General features: G+C 34.4%; 16 protein-coding genes. 8 read left to right on the top strand and 8 right to left on the bottom strand.

Going from position 1 to position 18,421, the window contains the following annotated elements; genetic code table 11:
- Positions 1-11 precede the first annotated feature (11 nt).
- Positions 12-356: a hypothetical protein gene (locus AABL85_RS02700; protein ID WP_006265177.1), complete on the top strand. Its 345-nt coding sequence runs from the start codon at positions 12-14 to the stop codon at positions 354-356.
- Between the two features lie 2 nt (positions 357-358).
- Entirely contained in the window at positions 359-1,015 is a 657-nt protein-coding gene (locus AABL85_RS02695; RefSeq protein WP_341309092.1) for an alpha/beta hydrolase, read from the top strand.
- 60 nt (positions 1,016-1,075) lie between these two features.
- On the opposite strand, the gene AABL85_RS02690 is transcribed toward AABL85_RS02695, so the two are convergent.
- The 3 genes from AABL85_RS02690 to AABL85_RS02680 are packed head-to-tail and all read right to left on the bottom strand — an operon-like array spanning position 1,076 to position 2,940.
- Complete coding sequence (locus tag AABL85_RS02690; protein WP_341309091.1) at positions 1,076-1,618, bottom strand: hypothetical protein; 543 nt, start codon at positions 1,616-1,618, stop codon at positions 1,076-1,078.
- Positions 1,619-1,645: 27 nt separating this feature from the next.
- On the bottom strand, positions 1,646-2,140 hold the full coding sequence (locus AABL85_RS02685) for a hydrolase (RefSeq protein ID WP_341309090.1): 495 nt from the start codon (positions 2,138-2,140) through the stop codon (positions 1,646-1,648).
- Positions 2,141-2,154: 14 nt separating this feature from the next.
- Positions 2,155-2,940, bottom strand: a complete 786-nt coding sequence (locus AABL85_RS02680) for an MBL fold metallo-hydrolase (protein ID WP_341309089.1) — start codon at positions 2,938-2,940, stop codon at positions 2,155-2,157.
- Positions 2,941-3,002: 62 nt separating this feature from the next.
- Between AABL85_RS02680 and AABL85_RS02675 the strand changes: the two genes are divergently transcribed.
- On the top strand, positions 3,003-4,451 hold the full coding sequence (locus AABL85_RS02675) for a TonB-dependent receptor (protein WP_341309088.1): 1,449 nt from the start codon (positions 3,003-3,005) through the stop codon (positions 4,449-4,451).
- 159 nt (positions 4,452-4,610) lie between these two features.
- Here AABL85_RS02675 and AABL85_RS02670 read toward each other — a convergent pair whose 3' ends face one another.
- The 3 genes from AABL85_RS02670 to AABL85_RS02660 form a co-directional block, all read right to left on the bottom strand.
- A complete protein-coding gene (locus AABL85_RS02670; protein ID WP_341309087.1) occupies positions 4,611-5,876 on the bottom strand; it encodes an acetyl-CoA hydrolase/transferase family protein in 1,266 nt (421 codons plus the stop codon).
- A 128-nt stretch (positions 5,877-6,004) separates the two neighbouring features.
- A complete protein-coding gene (locus tag AABL85_RS02665; RefSeq protein WP_341309086.1) occupies positions 6,005-6,403 on the bottom strand; it encodes a DUF3995 domain-containing protein in 399 nt (132 codons plus the stop codon).
- Positions 6,404-6,474: 71 nt separating this feature from the next.
- Positions 6,475-7,026 carry a Crp/Fnr family transcriptional regulator gene (locus AABL85_RS02660; protein ID WP_341309085.1) on the bottom strand — a complete coding sequence of 184 codons (552 nt, stop codon included), beginning with the start codon at positions 7,024-7,026 and terminating at the stop codon, positions 6,475-6,477.
- Between the two features lie 200 nt (positions 7,027-7,226).
- On the opposite strand from AABL85_RS02660, the gene AABL85_RS02655 reads away from it, so the two are divergent.
- The 3 genes from AABL85_RS02655 (at position 7,227) to pheT (ending at position 12,351) form a co-directional block, all read left to right on the top strand.
- The gene (locus tag AABL85_RS02655; protein WP_341309084.1) at positions 7,227-9,401 is read left to right on the top strand and encodes an endonuclease MutS2; all 2,175 of its coding nucleotides are present in this window, start codon (positions 7,227-7,229) and stop codon (positions 9,399-9,401) included.
- Entirely contained in the window at positions 9,401-9,814 is a 414-nt protein-coding gene (locus AABL85_RS02650) for a thiol-disulfide oxidoreductase DCC family protein (RefSeq protein WP_341309083.1), read from the top strand. Before AABL85_RS02655 ends, AABL85_RS02650 begins: the two co-directional genes overlap by 1 nt.
- Positions 9,815-9,915: 101 nt before the next feature.
- Positions 9,916-12,351: a phenylalanine--tRNA ligase subunit beta gene (pheT, locus tag AABL85_RS02645; RefSeq protein WP_341309082.1), complete on the top strand. Its 2,436-nt coding sequence runs from the start codon at positions 9,916-9,918 to the stop codon at positions 12,349-12,351.
- Between the two features lie 289 nt (positions 12,352-12,640).
- On the opposite strand, the gene AABL85_RS02640 is transcribed toward pheT, so the two are convergent.
- Both AABL85_RS02640 and AABL85_RS02635 read right to left on the bottom strand, forming a co-directional pair.
- Positions 12,641-16,075: a methylmalonyl-CoA mutase family protein gene (locus AABL85_RS02640; RefSeq protein ID WP_341309081.1), complete on the bottom strand. Its 3,435-nt coding sequence runs from the start codon at positions 16,073-16,075 to the stop codon at positions 12,641-12,643.
- A gap of 138 nt (positions 16,076-16,213) precedes the next feature.
- Complete coding sequence (locus tag AABL85_RS02635) at positions 16,214-16,981, bottom strand: N-acetyltransferase (protein WP_341309080.1); 768 nt, start codon at positions 16,979-16,981, stop codon at positions 16,214-16,216.
- 462 nt (positions 16,982-17,443) lie between these two features.
- Here AABL85_RS02635 and AABL85_RS02630 point away from each other — a divergent pair, with 462 nt between their 5' ends.
- Positions 17,444-18,067, top strand: coding sequence for a hypothetical protein (locus AABL85_RS02630; protein ID WP_341309079.1), 624 nt, complete (start codon positions 17,444-17,446; stop codon positions 18,065-18,067).
- 14 nt (positions 18,068-18,081) lie between these two features.
- Positions 18,082-18,381 (top strand): transcriptional regulator, encoded by a 300-nt coding sequence (locus tag AABL85_RS02625; RefSeq protein ID WP_341309078.1) that lies wholly within the window; start codon positions 18,082-18,084, stop codon positions 18,379-18,381.
- Positions 18,382-18,421: the final 40 nt, after the last annotated feature.

Here is an 18,421-nt window from a genome sequence, read left to right as displayed (position 1 = left end):
CAATATACATAATGCTGAAGACTTTTAACGAAAAGGAGATCAAAACAGGTAAGACCATGGCCATCGTGTCACATATAACAATTATAGGTTGTCTTATTGCTATTTTTATGAACCTAGAACCTAAGAATAGATTTGCTGGTTTTTATATCAAACAATCTTTTGGAATTTGGTTATTCTTTTATGCACTTGCTTATACAGCAGGTCGTTTTGACTCTTGGATGATTTCAGGACCTTTTTACTTCTGTTTCTTCCTACTTTGGGTTTATAGTTTTGCAGGAGCAATAAACAGTGAAATTAAGCCATTACCAAAAATTGGCGTATATTTCCAAAAATGGTTTGACAAATTATCAGCTTAATTATGGATACATCACTTTCAATTTCATACTTAATTCAAGAGCCTAAAGTAATAAAGGACAAAAACCCTGTAATTATTTTATTACATGGATATGGTAGCAATGAAGAAGACTTATACTCTTTTGCTCCTGAATTACCAGATGACTACTATGTTATATCTGCACGTGCACCTTATACAGTACCTCCTTACGGATATGCTTGGTACGCTATTACCTTTGATGCAGATGCTAACAAATTCTCAGATGACAACCAAGCGATTGAATCTAGAGATTTAATTGTTCGCTTTATTGACGAACTTGTAGTAAAATACCCTATAGATGCTAACAATGTTAACTTAGTCGGGTTTAGCCAAGGAGCTATACTTAGCTATGCTATCGCTTTATCTTATCCTGAAAAAGTAAATAAAGTAGTTGCCTTAAGTGGTTACTTCAATGAGAATATCATTGCAAAAAACTATAAAGAAAATAACTTAAGCAAATTGAGATTATTTGCATCTCATGGAACAGTTGATCAGGTTATACCTATTGATTGGGCAAGAAGAACACCTACGATTCTTACAAGTTTAGCTGTCAAGCACACTTATAAAGAATATCCTGTAGGGCATGGAGTACATCCACTAAACTTCAGAGATTTCAAAGAATTCCTTTTAGAAGAGTACTAAAAAAAGTAAGGCTAGTTTTATACACTAGCCTTACTTTTTTATACATAACTTGATTATGTTTTATTCTTCATGAACATCTTCCTCTATCGGTTGATCAGAGTTAATGATTTTTAATTCTATAGTCTTTGCCGCTGTAAAGACAGTCTCTCCTTTGTGTTTTAAAACCATCCCTTCATTAGATAATTCCCAACCATCGTTGATATAAGCACTCTTATCTTTAGTAAGATCTAGAACAATCCCCTTTTTATGATTTGGCAAAAATATCTCTGCTTTCTTCTTATCCTTAGCATAAGTAACAAAACAGCTAACACTATTATCTTCTAAGGCATTATCCTCTGTTGTATCCTCTTCTAACCCTATTGGATTAAGTCTAAACCCTATTTCAAATATACGAATACAATTATTCTCTAACTCACTCCAACGATATCCAGCTGAATAAGCACATCCCAATACTTCATCATCCTCTTCTAGCGTCACGATCTCAGTACTTCCATCTGTTATCACCATCCCTTTTTCATCTTCATCCTTATTATCTTTCAAGATGAAATCACAGGACGTCATCGTAAGCAACAATATAACAAACAAACTTATTGACTTTTTCATACTACTCTATTTTTATATTAGACGACACTACTTCGTAGCATACATAACAGTATCTATGGTCTTAAACTCCGTAGGTTTACCCTCTGTGTAAAAATACTTAATTAAAACTTCTCCATGAACAGCACCTGCATAAAAATCAGCAATTATCCATCTATGATTTAGAACTTTTACTTTATTAATCACACATTTCTCTCCATTAATAACTCCGTAAGGAACTAATGGGTTACCATTGTCTTGGTGATTTAAAGCCAACACTTCTTCTTTTATAGAAATTAAGGATTGATCTATTGTTTTGTAATTAAAATACTCCTGTGCATCTTCATTGTATTCGATAGAAAAGTAATTTGCTTCATTAAAATCCTTAGTGATTTCTTTTAGTGAATCTCGAACAATATCAATGCGTTTATGAGCTATTTCTATCTTCTTCCCCTCCATCTTATACATATTCTTATTATTAGCGTATAATAAAACAAGAATAACAAGTGAGAAAAGGAATAAGTAAAAGAAAGCTTTATGTTTCATAATGTGATAATAAATTATATAGTGATTTTTAAATTGTCATAGGCCAAATATACATCTTTTGGAAGTATATTTTCTACATCTTTATGAAAACCTAAGTCTTGTGCTATGTGAATTAAATAAGCCTTCTCTGGTTTTATTTTATCAATAAAAGCAAGCGACTCCTCTAAACTAAAATGAGTAGGATGATCCTTAATACGCAAAGCATTTACAATTAAAACTTTACATCCTTTTATCTTTTCGACCTCTTCATCTGTGATGTACTTTGCATCTGTGATATAAACTAAATCTCCTAATCTATATCCCAATATAGGCAAAGGCCCATGCATCACATCAATAGGAATAATGGTCTTCTCCCCTATCTTAATAATATCTTTTGAAGTAATACTATGCTCCTCTACACTAGGAGCTCCAGGATATCTATCTTCTTTAGTAAAAATATAGTCATATCTTCTCTCTAAAGCTTTTATTACTCTTTCTTGAGCATAGATTGGCAACGAGCCATGCAAGAAGGTTAATGGTCTTATTTCGTCTAATCCTGCGATGTGATCAGCATGTTCGTGAGTAAAGAATATTGCATCTAATTTACTACACCCAGCAGTCAACATTTGTTGTCTAAAGTCAGGCCCGCAGTCAATCAAAATAGTGTATTGATCCCATTTAACCAATACAGATGTTCTCAACCTTTTATCCCTCGGATCTATACTGTGAGCTACTGGATGATCTATACCTATTATCGGAATACCCTGTGAAGTACCCGTACCTAAAAAATATACTTCCAAAATGACATAAATTTTCCACAAAAGTACGGTTTATCTTTTTTTGTTGTACGATATTTGTTAGGTTTGTTTAAAATAGCTAATTCATGAAAAACTTTGCTGAAGATTTAGTACTAAATGGGGATAGAGTAATAGAACATCACCCTGCCATTTCTGATAAAGCACTAAAAATCAACCTTAACAACGATATTTACGGAACATTTGCGGAAATCGGTGCAGGACAAGAGACAGTCCGTCACTTCTTTAGAGCTGGTGGTTCTTCTAGAACAGTAGCCAAAGCGATGTCTGCTTATGATAAAGTATTTAGTGATGCAATCTACTCTGTAGAAGAAGATGGACGTTATGTTACGGAAAGTCGTCTAATCAAGATGCTTGATTATGAGACAAGAAAGATCGAAGAAAGATTAATCCGCGAAGAGAATCCTAACAAGACCTTCTTTAGTTATGCCAATACAGTAGCAACAATTGACTACGCTAAGAAAAACAAAGGACACGGATGGGTAGGTATTATGTTTCAGACAGCTTCTAATCAAGCGTATAACAAGATAGTACTACACATACAGTTCAAAGAGACAGATTCTAAACTACAACAAGAGACATTAGGTATCTTAGGTGTGAACCTAATTTATGGTGCATTCTACCAACACCATGACGCTAAAAAACTAATTCACAGTCTTTATGACCACTTAGATAAAGATCAAATCGAAATCGATAGTATTAACTTCTCTGGTCCTATCTTTGAGGCAGTAGACAATCGATTAATGAGCTTACAGTTAGTTAAAAACGGAATGACTGATGCTGTAATGTTCAGTCCTAGTGGACGTAGTGAACTAGCAGCTAATATTTTATACAAACAAAACATACTAGCACTTAGAGGTAGCTTTAGACCTGTTACTATCGTTAATATGGATATGTATCAGAAGTCTTTAGATAAATTCATGTCACAAAACAACTTAGCTAAAGAAAACACTAAAGTTGTATTTGAAATCACCTTATCTAATCTTTTAGCAGAAGGTTCATTAGACGAAATAGACTTCTTAGATAGAGCAGATTTATTATGCTCTCTTGGACAAACTGTAATGATCTCTAATTTCCAAGAATATTATAAACTGACAGAGTATTTCTCTAAATATACTGATCAGAAGATCGCATTAGCAATGGGGGTTAGTAGCTTATTAAATATTTTTGAAGAGAAATACTACACTCACCTAACAGGAGGTATACTAGAAGGTCTAGGAAAGCTATTCAGAAACACAATGAAGATCTACCTATATCCTATGATAGGTAACGAAGAACAAATAATAGACTCTACCAATCTAAAAGTAGACTTACACATTAAAGAGTTGTATAAATTCTTCAAAAAGAACAACCAAATCATTGATATTGAAGATTATGAAAAAGATCATTTATCTATCTTCTCAAGAGATGTTCTGAAGCTGCTACAACAAAATCAAAATGGATGGGAAGAAAAATTACCAGAAGGTATTTCTAAAATCATCCAAGAAAAAGAATTATTCGGATACAAAAGAAAATAAATATAAAAAAGCCATTACACTTGTAATGGCTTTTTCATTCCTATTTATTCTCACAAATCAAATAATTGTTAGCCATAGGACATACCTTTTAAAGCAATAATGCTCAAGGCCAGAAAACCAGTTATCACGCTGATTTTCTCTTCTAATCATTTATAATAACTATTTGATACTGTCGTGGTATGTTTTGAGAATTTCTTCTCTAAAGTCAGGGTGTGCAATCTCTACCATTGCATTAACACGTTGTTTCAACGTCTTGCCATACAAGTCTGCTACTCCATACTCTGTAACGATATACTGCGCATGTGCACGAGTAGTCACCACTCCTGCTCCTTGTTTTAAGAAAGGTACTATACGATTATGTCCTTTATTACTAGTAGATGATAAAGCTATAATTGCCTTTCCTCCTTTACTCAAAGAAGCTCCTCTCACGAAGTCCATCTGTCCTCCTACTCCTGAATACATATGTACCCCTAGTGAATCAGCGCAGATTTGTCCTGTCACATCTACTTCTAATGCGGAGTTAATCGCTACTACTTTTGGGTTCTGACGAATAATAGCTGTATCGTTTACATAACTGGACTCTTTCATTACGATAAACGGGTTGTTATCTACAAACTTATATAAACGCTCTGATCCAATTAAGAAAGTAGCTAAAGCCCTTCCTTTTGCAATTGTTTTCTTAGAACAGTCAATTACACCACTCTCTATTAAATCAATTACTCCATCTGAAAACATCTCTGTGTGCAATCCTAAATTCTTGTGATTAGTAAGCCTAGATAATACCGCATTAGGAATAGACCCTATTCCCATCTGCAGTGTACTCTCATCTTCTATCAGAGCAGCTACATGATCTCCTATTAGCGCTTCTGTATCTGTAATAACGGCTTGTTTCTGTGCATAGATTGCAGTATGATGCTCTACTGCCATATCTATCTTAGATATATGTAATACACTATCCCCGAAAGTACGTGGCATGTATTTATTCACTTGAGCAATTACTACTTTTGCGCACTCCATAGCAGCAACAGTAGCCTCTACTGATGTTCCTAATGAACAAAAGCCATGTTCGTCTGGTGGTGAAACCTGAATAAGGACTACATCTACTTTTAAAGCTCCTTTGCGAAACAGATTAGGTACTTCGCTAAGAAAAACAGGAGTATAAGACCCATTACCGGCTGCAATAGTATGACGAACATTTTTACCTATAAAGAAAGAATTCACATGAAAGCTCTCTGATAAAGCAGGATCAGCATAAGGAGCTGCCCCTTCTGTATGAATATGACAGAACTCTACATTGCGCAATTCTTCCGCTCTATCACTAATTGCTTTGGTTAATATATTAGGAGTTGCAGCAGCGGCATGTACATAAATTCGGTCTCCTGATTTTACTACTTTAGCGGCTTCTGATGCTGATACATATTTCATATTAAAAATGCTTGAAAATAATTAAACATCTAAGGTGTTTCTTCTACTTAGAAAACATTTCCAAAATACGTATTTTTAAATCAGAAATCAACTGATTTATATCAGTTAACACTTGTATTCACTGATTTTTAGGACATATATAAAAATATATTACTAAGTGACAAATAAAAACAAAGAGGAATGAATATCGTCGTATCTTTTCTAGCAAATACACTGTTTTTCACTTTTTTAAACACTCCTACATAATTAAAGTCTCCTATTGCTCTCAATCCAAATAGAATTCCCATGACCAAATAAACCCACTTATAGGCTGATACATCACCTAGACTAATCCCTGCAAATGCAGCTAAGCCACTTGCCACTACCAGAGTACCTATAGGAGAAGGATTTAATTTTCTTTCTCCATCTCTTGTAGGAAGCACTCCTATTAACCCCCATTTTCCGCCAAGTGTCCAATAAATATGTATACCTGCAAGAAATGAAAACACAAGAGCATTCACGATCTTAATCACTATTTCTAAACTCATTGCCATCTATTAAATATTATGACATCAAAGTTCATTCTTCTTTTTCTTTAAAACATTCACTTAAGTTAATATCACTTTTCGCTTAATCTTTTTCGGATACGCGATAGAGACTGAGGTTTCACCCCTATATAACTTGCTATATACTTTTGTGGAAAACATTTAAATACTTCAGGAGCATCCTCTATCAACTGCAAATAGCGTTGTTCTGGATTTAAAAACAAGAGAAAATCTATTCTTTTCTTTGCCTCCAAAAAAATTAACTCTGCCATTCTTCTACCTAATAACTGGGCATCTATAGATGTTTCATAATACGCAAAGAGATCTGACTTACGGATTAACTCTATTTCGGTTTCTTCCATCGCTACAATGGTTAATTGGGAAGGTGTATTAGTCAACACCCCTTCATAATTTGTAAATACTTGTTCTCTTAAATAGAAAGCAAAAGACACATCCTCTCCTTCTGCATTTATATAAAACATTCTCAAACTTCCTTTGCGAACAATTCCAACATAATCACATATCTCCCCTAATTGAAGAATTTCCTCCCCTTTAGTTAGCGTTCTGTAAATTACGCTACTCTTTAAATCTTCTAATAATCTATCGACAAAATGATTACTTTGCATCTTCTTCTACTTGTATTAATGATCTACCAAATGTAAAACTTCAAATTAAAATTCTAATTGTTATAAAATATCTCATAAAAGTATAATTTAGTTTAGTCACTAAAACTATACCATTCGTATAAAATTATGCCTGTAATGAATTAAAAATCTTTAATTCACTCAAATAATGTTATTTTTGTACTTATTCTCATTTTAATAAAATGACATCAATAAACAAAAAAACATTACAAGATTTAGAATTTAATACGGTATTAGAAACAGTATCAGCCCTTTGTACAACAGAGGCTGGTAAGGAAGCTGCTATGGAGATATGCCCGCTTAAAACAGAAGCAGGAACGATGAGAGCATTGAAACAGACTTCTGAATACGTTTCTTCATTTACCAATAATAATATTATACCAAATCACTACTTTGACAGTATAGACTACGAATTAAAGTTTTTAGGTATTGAAAATAGTTTTTTAGAAGTAAGTAGCTTTAAAAAGATACAAACCCTAACGGACACCACAATTACCCTAATCTCTTATTTAAAAAAATTCGAGGAATACTACCCTAATTTATACCATGAGGCTGAACAAACTCCTTTAGAAAAATCTATTCTTAAAGAGATAGATAATGTCCTAGATAAATATGGTGAAATCAAAGATAATGCTTCGTTAGATTTATTGAATATCCGCAAGAATATCAATATAGTACGTGGTAAAATAAACCAAAGTTTTGGAGCAGCACTGTCACAATACAACAGTTCTGGTTATCTAGATGATATCAGAGAAACAGTGGTGGAAAACAGACGTGTACTAGCAGTAATCGCTATGCATAGACGTAAAGTAAAAGGTAGTGTATTAGGAACATCAAAAACAGGAAGTATTGTCTATATCGAGCCTGAAGCAACCTTAAGGTTCTCTAGAGAGTTAAACAACTTAGAATATGAAGAACGCGAAGAAATCGTACGTATTCTAAAAAACCTAACAGATGCTATTCGCCCTTTTAGAGATTTACTTTTAGAGTATCAAAGCTTCTTAACTTATATTGACGTTACTGCTGGAAAAGCAAAGTATGCCAATAAAATCAACGGTTTATTACCTGAGATTAGCAAAGAAAGAGAAATGTACTTTAGAGAGGCTTATCACCCTATTTTGTTACTAAATAATAGAGCTAAAAATAAGCCTACCTATCCTCAAACAATTAATCTAGAGCAAAACAGTAGAATAATTGTTATCTCTGGACCAAATGCAGGTGGTAAGAGTATCACACTAAAAACAGTAGGATTATTACAACTGATGTTACAGTCTGGCTTACTTATACCTGTACACGAAAGAAGTAAAACATTCTTATTTGATAGAATATTGACAGATATTGGAGATAATCAATCTATAGAGAATCACCTAAGTACTTATAGTTATAGACTTAAGAACATGAACTATTTCTTAAAGAAATGTAACGATAATACGCTATTCTTAATTGATGAGTTTGGTACAGGTTCTGATCCAGAACTAGGTGGTGCATTAGCAGAAGTGTTTTTAGAGGAGTTTTATGACAGAGAAGCCTATGGTATTATTACGACCCACTATACCAATCTAAAAATACTAGCAGATGAATTACCCAATGCGACAAATGCCAATATGCTTTTTGATGAGAAATCGTTAGAACCGATGTATAAACTAAACGTCGGGCAAGCAGGTAGCTCCTTTACATTCGAAGTTGCACAGAAAAATGGTATTCCGTTTAGCTTAATTAATAGAGCTAAGAAAAAAGTAGAGGGAGATAAAGTACGATTTGACAAGACTATTGCCAATCTACAGAAGGAAAGACATAAATTAGAGCGTACTTCTCAGAACTTAAAAGAGGAAGAGACTAAGGCAAGGGATGAAAGTAAGAAAATGGAGACCATCAATGCCAAAATTCAAGAGAAACTAGAGCGTTATCAAGAATTATTTGATTCTAATCAACGTTTAGTAGCTCTAGGTCAACGCCTAGATGATTTGTCTGAAAAATACTTTAATAATAAGAGTAAGAAAACTCTTTTTGGAGAAGTTCTAAAGGTAGTAGAGATTGAAAATTCTAAACGCAAGAAGGTTACCATAAAAGAGAAGAAAGAGAAAGAGGCTCAACAAAAAGAGCTAATTAAGGAAGTGGAGCAAAAAGTAGAAGTGATTCGCAAAGAGAAGAAAGAAGAGAAGGCGAAAAAGCAACTACAAGAGGCACAGAAGAAAACCAACTTCCCTCTAAAAGTGGGAGATCGTGTTCGTATGATAGATGGTCGTTCTGTGGGAACAATCGATGTAATCGAAAAAAATAAAGCAACAGTTAATTATGGTATCTTTACTTCTAAAGTAAGCCTTGATCAACTAGAAATGGTAGAACGCAAAAAATAATGTTAGATATACCTCGCAATAAAAAAATCATCTTATTTGACGGTGTTTGCAATTTATGCGACAGCACCGTCAATAAGATTATTAAGGCAGATCATCAAGATCAGTTTAGATTCGTAGCCTTAGACTCAGAAAAAGGAAAAGAAATTCTAAACTATATCGGTATTGATCGTACTAAGATAGATAGCATCGTGCTATATGAACCAGGTGTAGCCTATTTTATCAAATCAAAAGCAGCCTTTGAAATTGCTTCTGCTCTAGGAGGGAAATATTCCTTGATCAGTATTTTTTCATTTTTACCAACAGGTATCACAGATGCTCTATATGAATATATAGCTAAAAACAGATACAAATGGTATGGAAAAAAAGAAAGCTGCATGATACCTAGTGAGGATATTAAACAGAAATTTCTATAATTTTTTCACTTAACGCTAATTTGTGATTTTTTCATCACAAATAATTTTACTTAAACTTTGGCAATGCGTATATTTGCGTACTTATAAAAAAATATTCTCGAATGCATATTTCATACAATTGGTTAAAACAATTCATTAAATTAGACATAACACCAGAAGAAACTTCAGAAATCTTAACAGACTTAGGTCTTGAGGTAGAAGGAATCACTACATATGAGAGTCTTAAAGGTGGTCTAAGAGGAGTTGTTGTTGGACACGTGTTATCTTGTACAAAACATCCAAATGCAGACAAATTAAACGTAACAAAAGTTGATTTAGGAACAGGTGAGCCAGTACAAATCGTATGTGGTGCGCCTAACGTTACTGCAGGGCAAAAAGTACCGGTTGCTACTATTGGTACAGAATTGTTCGATGCAGAAGGAAATGCATTCCAAATCAAAAAAGGCAAGATTCGCGGAGAAGAAAGCTTTGGTATGATTTGCTCTGAAGTAGAACTTGGTTTAGGTACAGATGGTAGTGGTATTTTAGTTTTAGACAATAAATGGGAGCCTGGTACACCAGCTGCTACTTTATTTAATATCACAACAGACGAAGTTTTTGAAATCGGTCTTACTCCTAATCGCTCTGATGCTATGAGCCACTGGGGAGTTGCACGTGATTTAAGAGCTGGTTTACTACAAAATTCTAAAGAAGAAACTCAACACAAAGAATTAATCACTCCTTCTGTTAGCAAATTTAAAGTTGAAAGAAGAACACTTAAGATTGATGTTAGTGTTGAAGACTATAAAAAAACACCTCGTTACTGTGGTGTAACAATCTCTGGTATAGAAGTAAAACCTTCTCCAGACTGGTTACAGAATAGATTAAAAGCAATCGGTATTGCCCCTAAAAACAATATCGTAGACGTTACCAATTACGTTTTACACGATTTAGGACAACCTCTACATGCTTTTGATGCCGCTAAAATAAAAGGTGGAAAAGTAATCGTAAAAACTGTCGAAGCAGGTACTAAGTTCGTAACTCTAGATGGAGTAGAAAGAACACTTCACGAAGATGATTTGATGATCTGTGATGAGAATGGACCAATGTGTATGGCAGGTGTATTTGGAGGTAGCAGATCTGCTGTTTCTGAAAGCACATCAAATATTTTCTTAGAAAGTGCTTACTTTAATCCTGTTACAGTAAGAAAAGCAGCTAAAAGACATGGACTTAATACAGATTCATCTTTCCGTTTTGAGAGAGGTGTTGACCCTGCTATTACTGAATATGCTCTTAAACATGCCGCTTTATTAATTCAACAAGTAGCTGGTGGAGAAATCACTTCTGATATTATCGACTTATACCCTAAGAAAGTAGAAGAGCACTCTGTGTTCTTAAACTTCAATAATATCAATAGACTATTAGGAGAAGAAATCTCTAAAGAAACAATCAAGAAAATCTTAGTATCACTAGATATTAAAGTTCACAGTATGTCTGATGTAGGTATAGGTATTACTGTTCCTGCTTATCGTGCTGATGTAACTAGAGAAATAGACGTTATAGAAGAAATCTTGAGAGTATATGGATTCAACAACATTACTTTCTCTTCTAAATTAAATGCAACTATCGCTAATAGTTCTAGAACAGAAGATCATAAAGTAACAAATATTGTAGCTCAGCAGTTAGTAGCACAAGGATTTAATGAGATTATGAATAACTCATTAACAACTCCTGACTACACAGAGTTAAGCGAGAACATTAAATCTAATTACCAAGTAGATATTCTTAACCCACTAAGTCATGACTTATCAGTAATGAGACAGTCTTTATTATTCGGTGGATTAGAGTCTATCTCTTACAACGTAAATAGAAAACGTGGTGATTTAAAATTCTTTGAGTTTGGTAAAACATACCACAAGATGCTTAACAACTTTGAAGAGTACAAACGTTTTTCTGTATTTGCTACTGGTAATACCACTAAAGCTAGTTGGAACTCTGAACAAAAGCCAATTAACTTCTTTGACTTCAAGGGATACATCAATGGGATTATCACTCGTTTAGGCTTAGCTAAGATCAGTACACAACCTGTAGAATCAGATTTATTCTCAGAAGGTATTGCTTACTATATAGGAAAAGAATTAATCGTAGAGTTCGGTATTCTGAAGAAATCAATAACAAAACACTTTGATATCAAACAAGAGGTTTGTTATGCTGAATTTAACTGGGATAATGTATTAAAAGTAGTTTCTGCTAAAATCAAAATAGCTGAAATCAATAAATTCCCTTCAGTTAAACGTGATTATGCTTTATTAATTAACGAAGCAGTAACTTTCGAAGAGATCTATAACCTAGTAAAACAAGTAGATAAAGCAGTCATCAAAGATGTAACTTTATTTGACGTTTACCAAGGAGAGAAAATCGAAGAGGGTAAGAAGTCATACGCTATTTCTATTATCATGGAAGATGTTACAAAAACACTTACGGATAGTCAAGTAGACAAAATCATGGGTAAAGTAAAATACCAATTAGAGAATGTTTTACAAGCTCAATTGAGATAATACTAATCGTTTATAGTATATATTTAAAAACGCCCTGCTAGATCTTTAGCAGGGCGTTTTTTTGCACACTAGATTCTGCGTAGTTTGCAATATATAGCCACATCATCTTTCCACAATCCACATAAGGTAGAGATCGAAATATCTTCCGTGACACATAATATATCTTTTAACTGTTTTCTTAACCTGGTAGACACATAAAGGATTGTCTCTACTGGTAAAACCATCGACCGAAAAAAAGCCTGTGAACATTCAGTCCACAGGCTTTATATAAATAAGCGAGAAATTAATCTTACATATTACGTCTGTACTGTCCTCCTACTTCAAACAACGCTGAAGTAATCTGACCTAACGAACAGACTTTAGAAGCATCCATTAATGCTTCGAATATATTGCCATTTTGAATAGCGACTTCTTGAATACGCTCTAATTGTTCTTTTACTAAAGCCTCATTAGCCTTATTCAAATTCTCTTTTGTCTTAATCTGGAATAGTTTCTCCTCTTCTGTTGCACGGATAACTTCAGCAGGAACTACCGTTGGAGATCCTTTAGAGCTCAAGAAAGTATTTACTCCAATAATAGGGAACGTACCATTGTGTTTTAATGTTTCATAGTACAATGACTCTTCTTGGATTTTAGAACGTTGGTACATTGTCTCCATTGCTCCTAACACCCCTCCTCTTTCTGTAATTCTATCAAATTCTGCTAATACCGCAGCCTCTACTAAATCCGTTAATTCTTCAATAATAAATGATCCCTGTATTGGATTCTCATTTTTAGCCAATCCTAGCTCTTTATTGATGATTAACTGTATTGCCATAGCTCTACGTACAGATTCTTCCGTAGGAGTCGTAATAGCCTCATCATACGCGTTAGTGTGAAGTGAATTACAGTTGTCATAGATAGCATATAACGCTTGAAGTGTAGTACGGATATCATTAAAGTCTATCTCTTGTGCATGCAATGAACGACCTGATGTCTGAATGTGATATTTCAACATCTGAGCACGCTCATTAGCTCCATACTTATTCTTCAGTGCTTTTGCCCATATACGACGCGCTACACGTCCAATCACAGCATATTCTGGGTCAATACCATTCGAGAAGAAAAACGATAAGTTTGGCCCAAAAGCGTTGATATCCATTCCTCTGCTTAGATAATATTCTACATACGTAAACCCGTTAGCTAATGTAAATGCCAACTGCGTTATAGGATTTGCCCCTGCCTCTGCAATGTGATATCCTGAGATAGACACAGAGTAGAAGTTACGCACATTCTTTTCAATGAAGTACTCTTGTACATCTCCCATTAAGCGAAGAGCAAACTCCGTAGAGAAGATACACGTATTTTGAGCTTGATCTTCTTTTAAGATATCAGCTTGTACCGTACCACGCACTTGTGATAAGGTATTCTTTTTAATCTCTGCATATACTTCTTTTGGAAGTACCTGATCACCTGTTACTCCTAAAAGCATTAGTCCTAGTCCATCATTCCCTTCTGGTAACTCTCCATTATATCGCGGTCTCTCGACACCTTTTTTCTTATAAATAGCTTCAATCTTTGCTTCAACTTCTGCCTCTAATCCATTCTCTTTGATATAGATTTCACATTGTTGATCAATTGCTGCATTCATAAAGAATCCCAATAACATAGGCGCTGGTCCATTAATCGTCATAGACACAGAAGTCAAAGCATGTGCAAGGTTAAACCCTGAATACAACTTCTTCGCGTCGTCTAAACAACAAATAGAAACTCCTGCATTTCCAATCTTTCCATAAATATCAGGTCGGTGTCCTGGATCATTACCATAAAGCGTTACTGAGTCAAATGCAGTAGATAGACGCTTAGCAGGCATACCTAATGACACATAGTGAAAACGTCTATTAGTACGCTCTGGTCCTCCTTCTCCCGCAAACATACGTGTAGGATCTTCTCCCTCGCGTTTAAACGGATAAAGTCCTGAAGTAAAAGGAAACTCCCCTGGTACATTCTCTTGTAATGACCAACGCAAGATATCTCCCCATGCCTCATACTTAGGCAGCGCTATTTTAGGAATCTGTAAATGTGATAAACTCTCTGAATGCGTCGCAATCTTGATTTCCTTATCACGTACTTTGAATGAGTACACAGGGTTTTTATACTTGTTCACCTTCTGATCCCATGTCAGAATCACTTCCCAGTTATAAGGGTCTAAGTTCATCTTCACCTTGTCAAATTCCTTTAATAGAAGGTTAATGAACAATTGTGTATCAGCATCTTTAGAAGTTATTGTTTCTTCTACGATTCCTGACTTATCTATTTCTGGCAATTTACCAGCTACTGTTTCTACTGTTTTAAAAATACCGTATAGCTTCTGAGCTACCTCTTTTTGAGTTAATACCGTCTCATCATATTTACGGTTGTTCTCCGCTATCTCAGATAAGTAACGTGTACGGTTAGGAGGTATTACAAATACCTTCTCACTCATCTCCTTAGTGATTTCGAAACTAGACGTTAAGTCTGCTCCCGTTTTCTCTACCACTTTATCCATAATTGCTTTATATAAAGCATTGGTACCTGGATCGTTAAACTGAGAAGCAATTGTACCAAATACAGGCATTTCATCTGGGTTTACATCCCATAGGTTATGGTTACGTTGGTATTGTTTCTTTACATCTCTAATTGCATCTAATGCTCCACGCTTATCAAATTTATTGATTGCAACGATATCAGCGAAGTCAAGCATATCAATCTTTTCTAACTGCGTAGCTGCTCCAAACTCTGGAGTCATAATGTATAAAGAGGCATCTGAATGGTCTAAAATCTCTGTATCTGACTGTCCAATTCCTGAAGTCTCAAGGATAATTAAATCGTAATTAGCTGCCTGAAGTACTTGAAGTGTTTCTTCAACATAACGAGATAACGCTAAGTTAGACTGACGAGTAGCCAGAGAACGCATAAATACACGAGGATTATTAATCGAGTTCATACGAATACGGTCTCCTAATAAAGCTCCTCCTGTCTTACGCTTAGACGGATCGACAGAAACTAAAGCTACTGTCTTTTCAGGGAAGTCAATCAGGAAACGACGAACTAATTCATCTACCATAGACGATTTACCTGCTCCACCCGTTCCAGTAATACCTAATACTGGCGTATTCTTATGTTTCTCATGATCGTATTTAAATATTTTTAAGAAGTCTTCTTCCCTATTTTCCGCTAAAGAGATTAAGCGAGAAATCGTAGTAACATCTTTATCTGCTAAAGATTGGTAGACATCCTTTCCTTCTGGTAATTGTAAGTCCATTGTAGGATAATCGGCCTTCTCTACCATATCGTTAATCATGCCTTGTAATCCCATAGCTCGTCCATCATCTGGAGAATATAAACGAGTAATACCATAGTCCATTAATTCTTTTATCTCACTAGGCAAAATTACTCCACCTCCACCTCCAACGATTCGAATATGGCCTGCTCCTTTTTCTTGTAACAGATCATACATATATTTAAAATATTCGTTATGACCACCTTGATATGAAGTCATCGCAATCGCATTAGCATCTTCTTGGATAGCTGTATTTACTACCTCTTCAACGCTCTTATCATGTCCTAAGTGAATAACCTCACATCCTGTTGATTGGATAATACGACGCATAATATTAATCGCCGCATCATGGCCATCAAATAAAGCCGCCGCAGTAACTATACGCACCTTGTTAGTAGGCGTATAGGGTGTATTTTGTTGCATAATTTTTTAGTTTTTGTAGAATGCCAATATAATAAATATTCGCTAATTTCACTACTCCCCTCAAAAGATTTGAGTTACTTATGCTTAAATCAACAACACATAATCCTCTCCTATCACCCATTCTACAATCAGATAGAGCTAATCTAATTCATATCGCATCCATACATTAGGTTCTACATATTCACCTTTATCCTTTTCTAAATCTATTCGAATAGGATTAAGCAATACAGGTAAGATGTATTGACCAGAGCTTCTAAACTTCATATTAGCCCATTGTTCCCACTCCTCTATACTTCCTTCAACAACCATAGAACGCTGACAAATCTTCACGATATGAGCTCCCCCTTTTACATGTGTACGTATCCATGCATCATAAGGTAATCCTTCTTCATTCTTCCACTGGATATAGTCTTCCATTGAAATCAAAGGAAAGCTTGTCTTTAAATTCGGTCTAATCGGCAGTATAAAAGCAGTCATTTCTGTAGACAAAGCAATGTTTTTCATATATTGAATTAGCTGATGACTAATTCCTTTGCCTTGATAGTGCTTATTAAGTCCTATCTGCAGTGCACAAAGCGTATTAGGAATTAACCCTTTCTCATAATCTGTTACAGCCTTTTCTAGAGCCCAATCCCATCCTCCTTCTGGTAAATCAGCTAACTCTGCTGAAGTAAGATGAAGAGGAATACAATTTCCATTACCTACTACCACTCCATTTTCTAACATATAGAATTGATATTTTGAAAAGAGATCATAAATCAATTCCCAATATTTCGAATTCACTTTATCTGCTAATACATAAGCTGGCCAAACATTAAACTGATCTACTTGATCATTATAGTTTATACTCTGCTCTGCTGTCAAATCATTAGCTGTAGAGAAGGTATAGGAAGTACTCTGTGTCATAATTCATTATTTAATTAACAGCAAGTAACAAATTTATTTTTTATGATTTATTTTTTAAACTTAAACTGACATAAAATACTGCTCAAACGAATACATAAATACAGAATACATATATTACTAATTTTTAAAATTATCAATACTATAACCATACATAGGATGATGAGGGTACTAAGATCGCATAGTAGTCGCATAAAAAATACCCAAAACTATGTGACCACTATGCGACCATTATCCGATAACTATGCGACCATTGCTATTTTTGAAATATTTATTTACCGTAATATACTTATCAAAATAAGCAAATTTACTTAGGTTCAAACATTTTTCGATTTGGATATACCTAATCTTTAAAGGTTATAATGGTGATTGTTAGTATAGATTTATAGCCTTTAAAATAAATATTTATTTTTTGGTTAGGCGTATCATTATTTTATTAACTTTGTATTTCAAAGTACTTTTTATATGACTAATAAAGCTATTGAAGATTTAAATCAAATCAAGTCGATAATGGAGCGCTCTACTAAGTTTTTAAGTCTTAGTGGTTGGAGTGGTATTTGGGTAGGTCTATGTGGCCTGATTGCAGCAAGTGTTTTATACTATTGGCAGACAAGCTCTACATACAGTTATGAGAACCTGACTTTAGAAGATTCATATCAAACAGCCTATACTGCAGAAATGCTATTAGTACTAGCTATCACCACTTTTGTCATTGCTGTGGTAGGTGGATTTTACTTCACAATACGCAAAACGCGCAAACAGGGTAAATCATTCTTGAATCAAGTTACTAAACGCCTATTAATTCGCTTTAGTATTCCATTAATAATAGCAGGGATATTATGTTTAATATTACACAAATATCACTTGCTACAATTTGCTTTACCTACTACACTATTATTCTATGGTCTAGCATTATTTAGCGTACAAGAAGACACAGTCAAAGAAGTAAAAGCAATCGCAGCACTAGAAATAATCTTAGGTTTACTGGCATTTTATTTTCTAGACTATACACTTTTACTATGGGCAATAGGGTTCGGTTTAGTACATTTGCTTTACGGGATTATTTTATGGAATAAATACGATAAATAAATTATAACTCATATATGAAATTCGATTTAGAAAAATTAAACAAAGTCTTTGACAATCGTATCCGAGTTGGTATTATGAGTGGATTAATGGTCAATGATTCTTTATCGTTTAAAGATCTAAAAGAATATCTAGACCTAACAGATGGAAACCTTGCCTCTCACTTAAAGAATCTAGAAGAAAGTGATTATATAACTGTCACAAAAGGATTTGTCGGAAGAAAAACTAATACTACTTATACCGCAACAGAAGAAGGCAAGTTTGCCTTTAAACAACACTTAGCCTATTTAGAAAGTTTAATAAAAAAGCTCAAATAATTTTTTTACCCACAAACTTTGAAAAACAAAGTGCTTTTAA

Source organism: Myroides odoratimimus (genome assembly GCF_038039805.1).
Taxonomy (GTDB): domain Bacteria; phylum Bacteroidota; class Bacteroidia; order Flavobacteriales; family Flavobacteriaceae; genus Flavobacterium; species Flavobacterium odoratimimum_B.
Note: the sequence above shows the minus strand (reverse complement) of the source record. Positions and strands in the feature narration are given on the sequence as shown.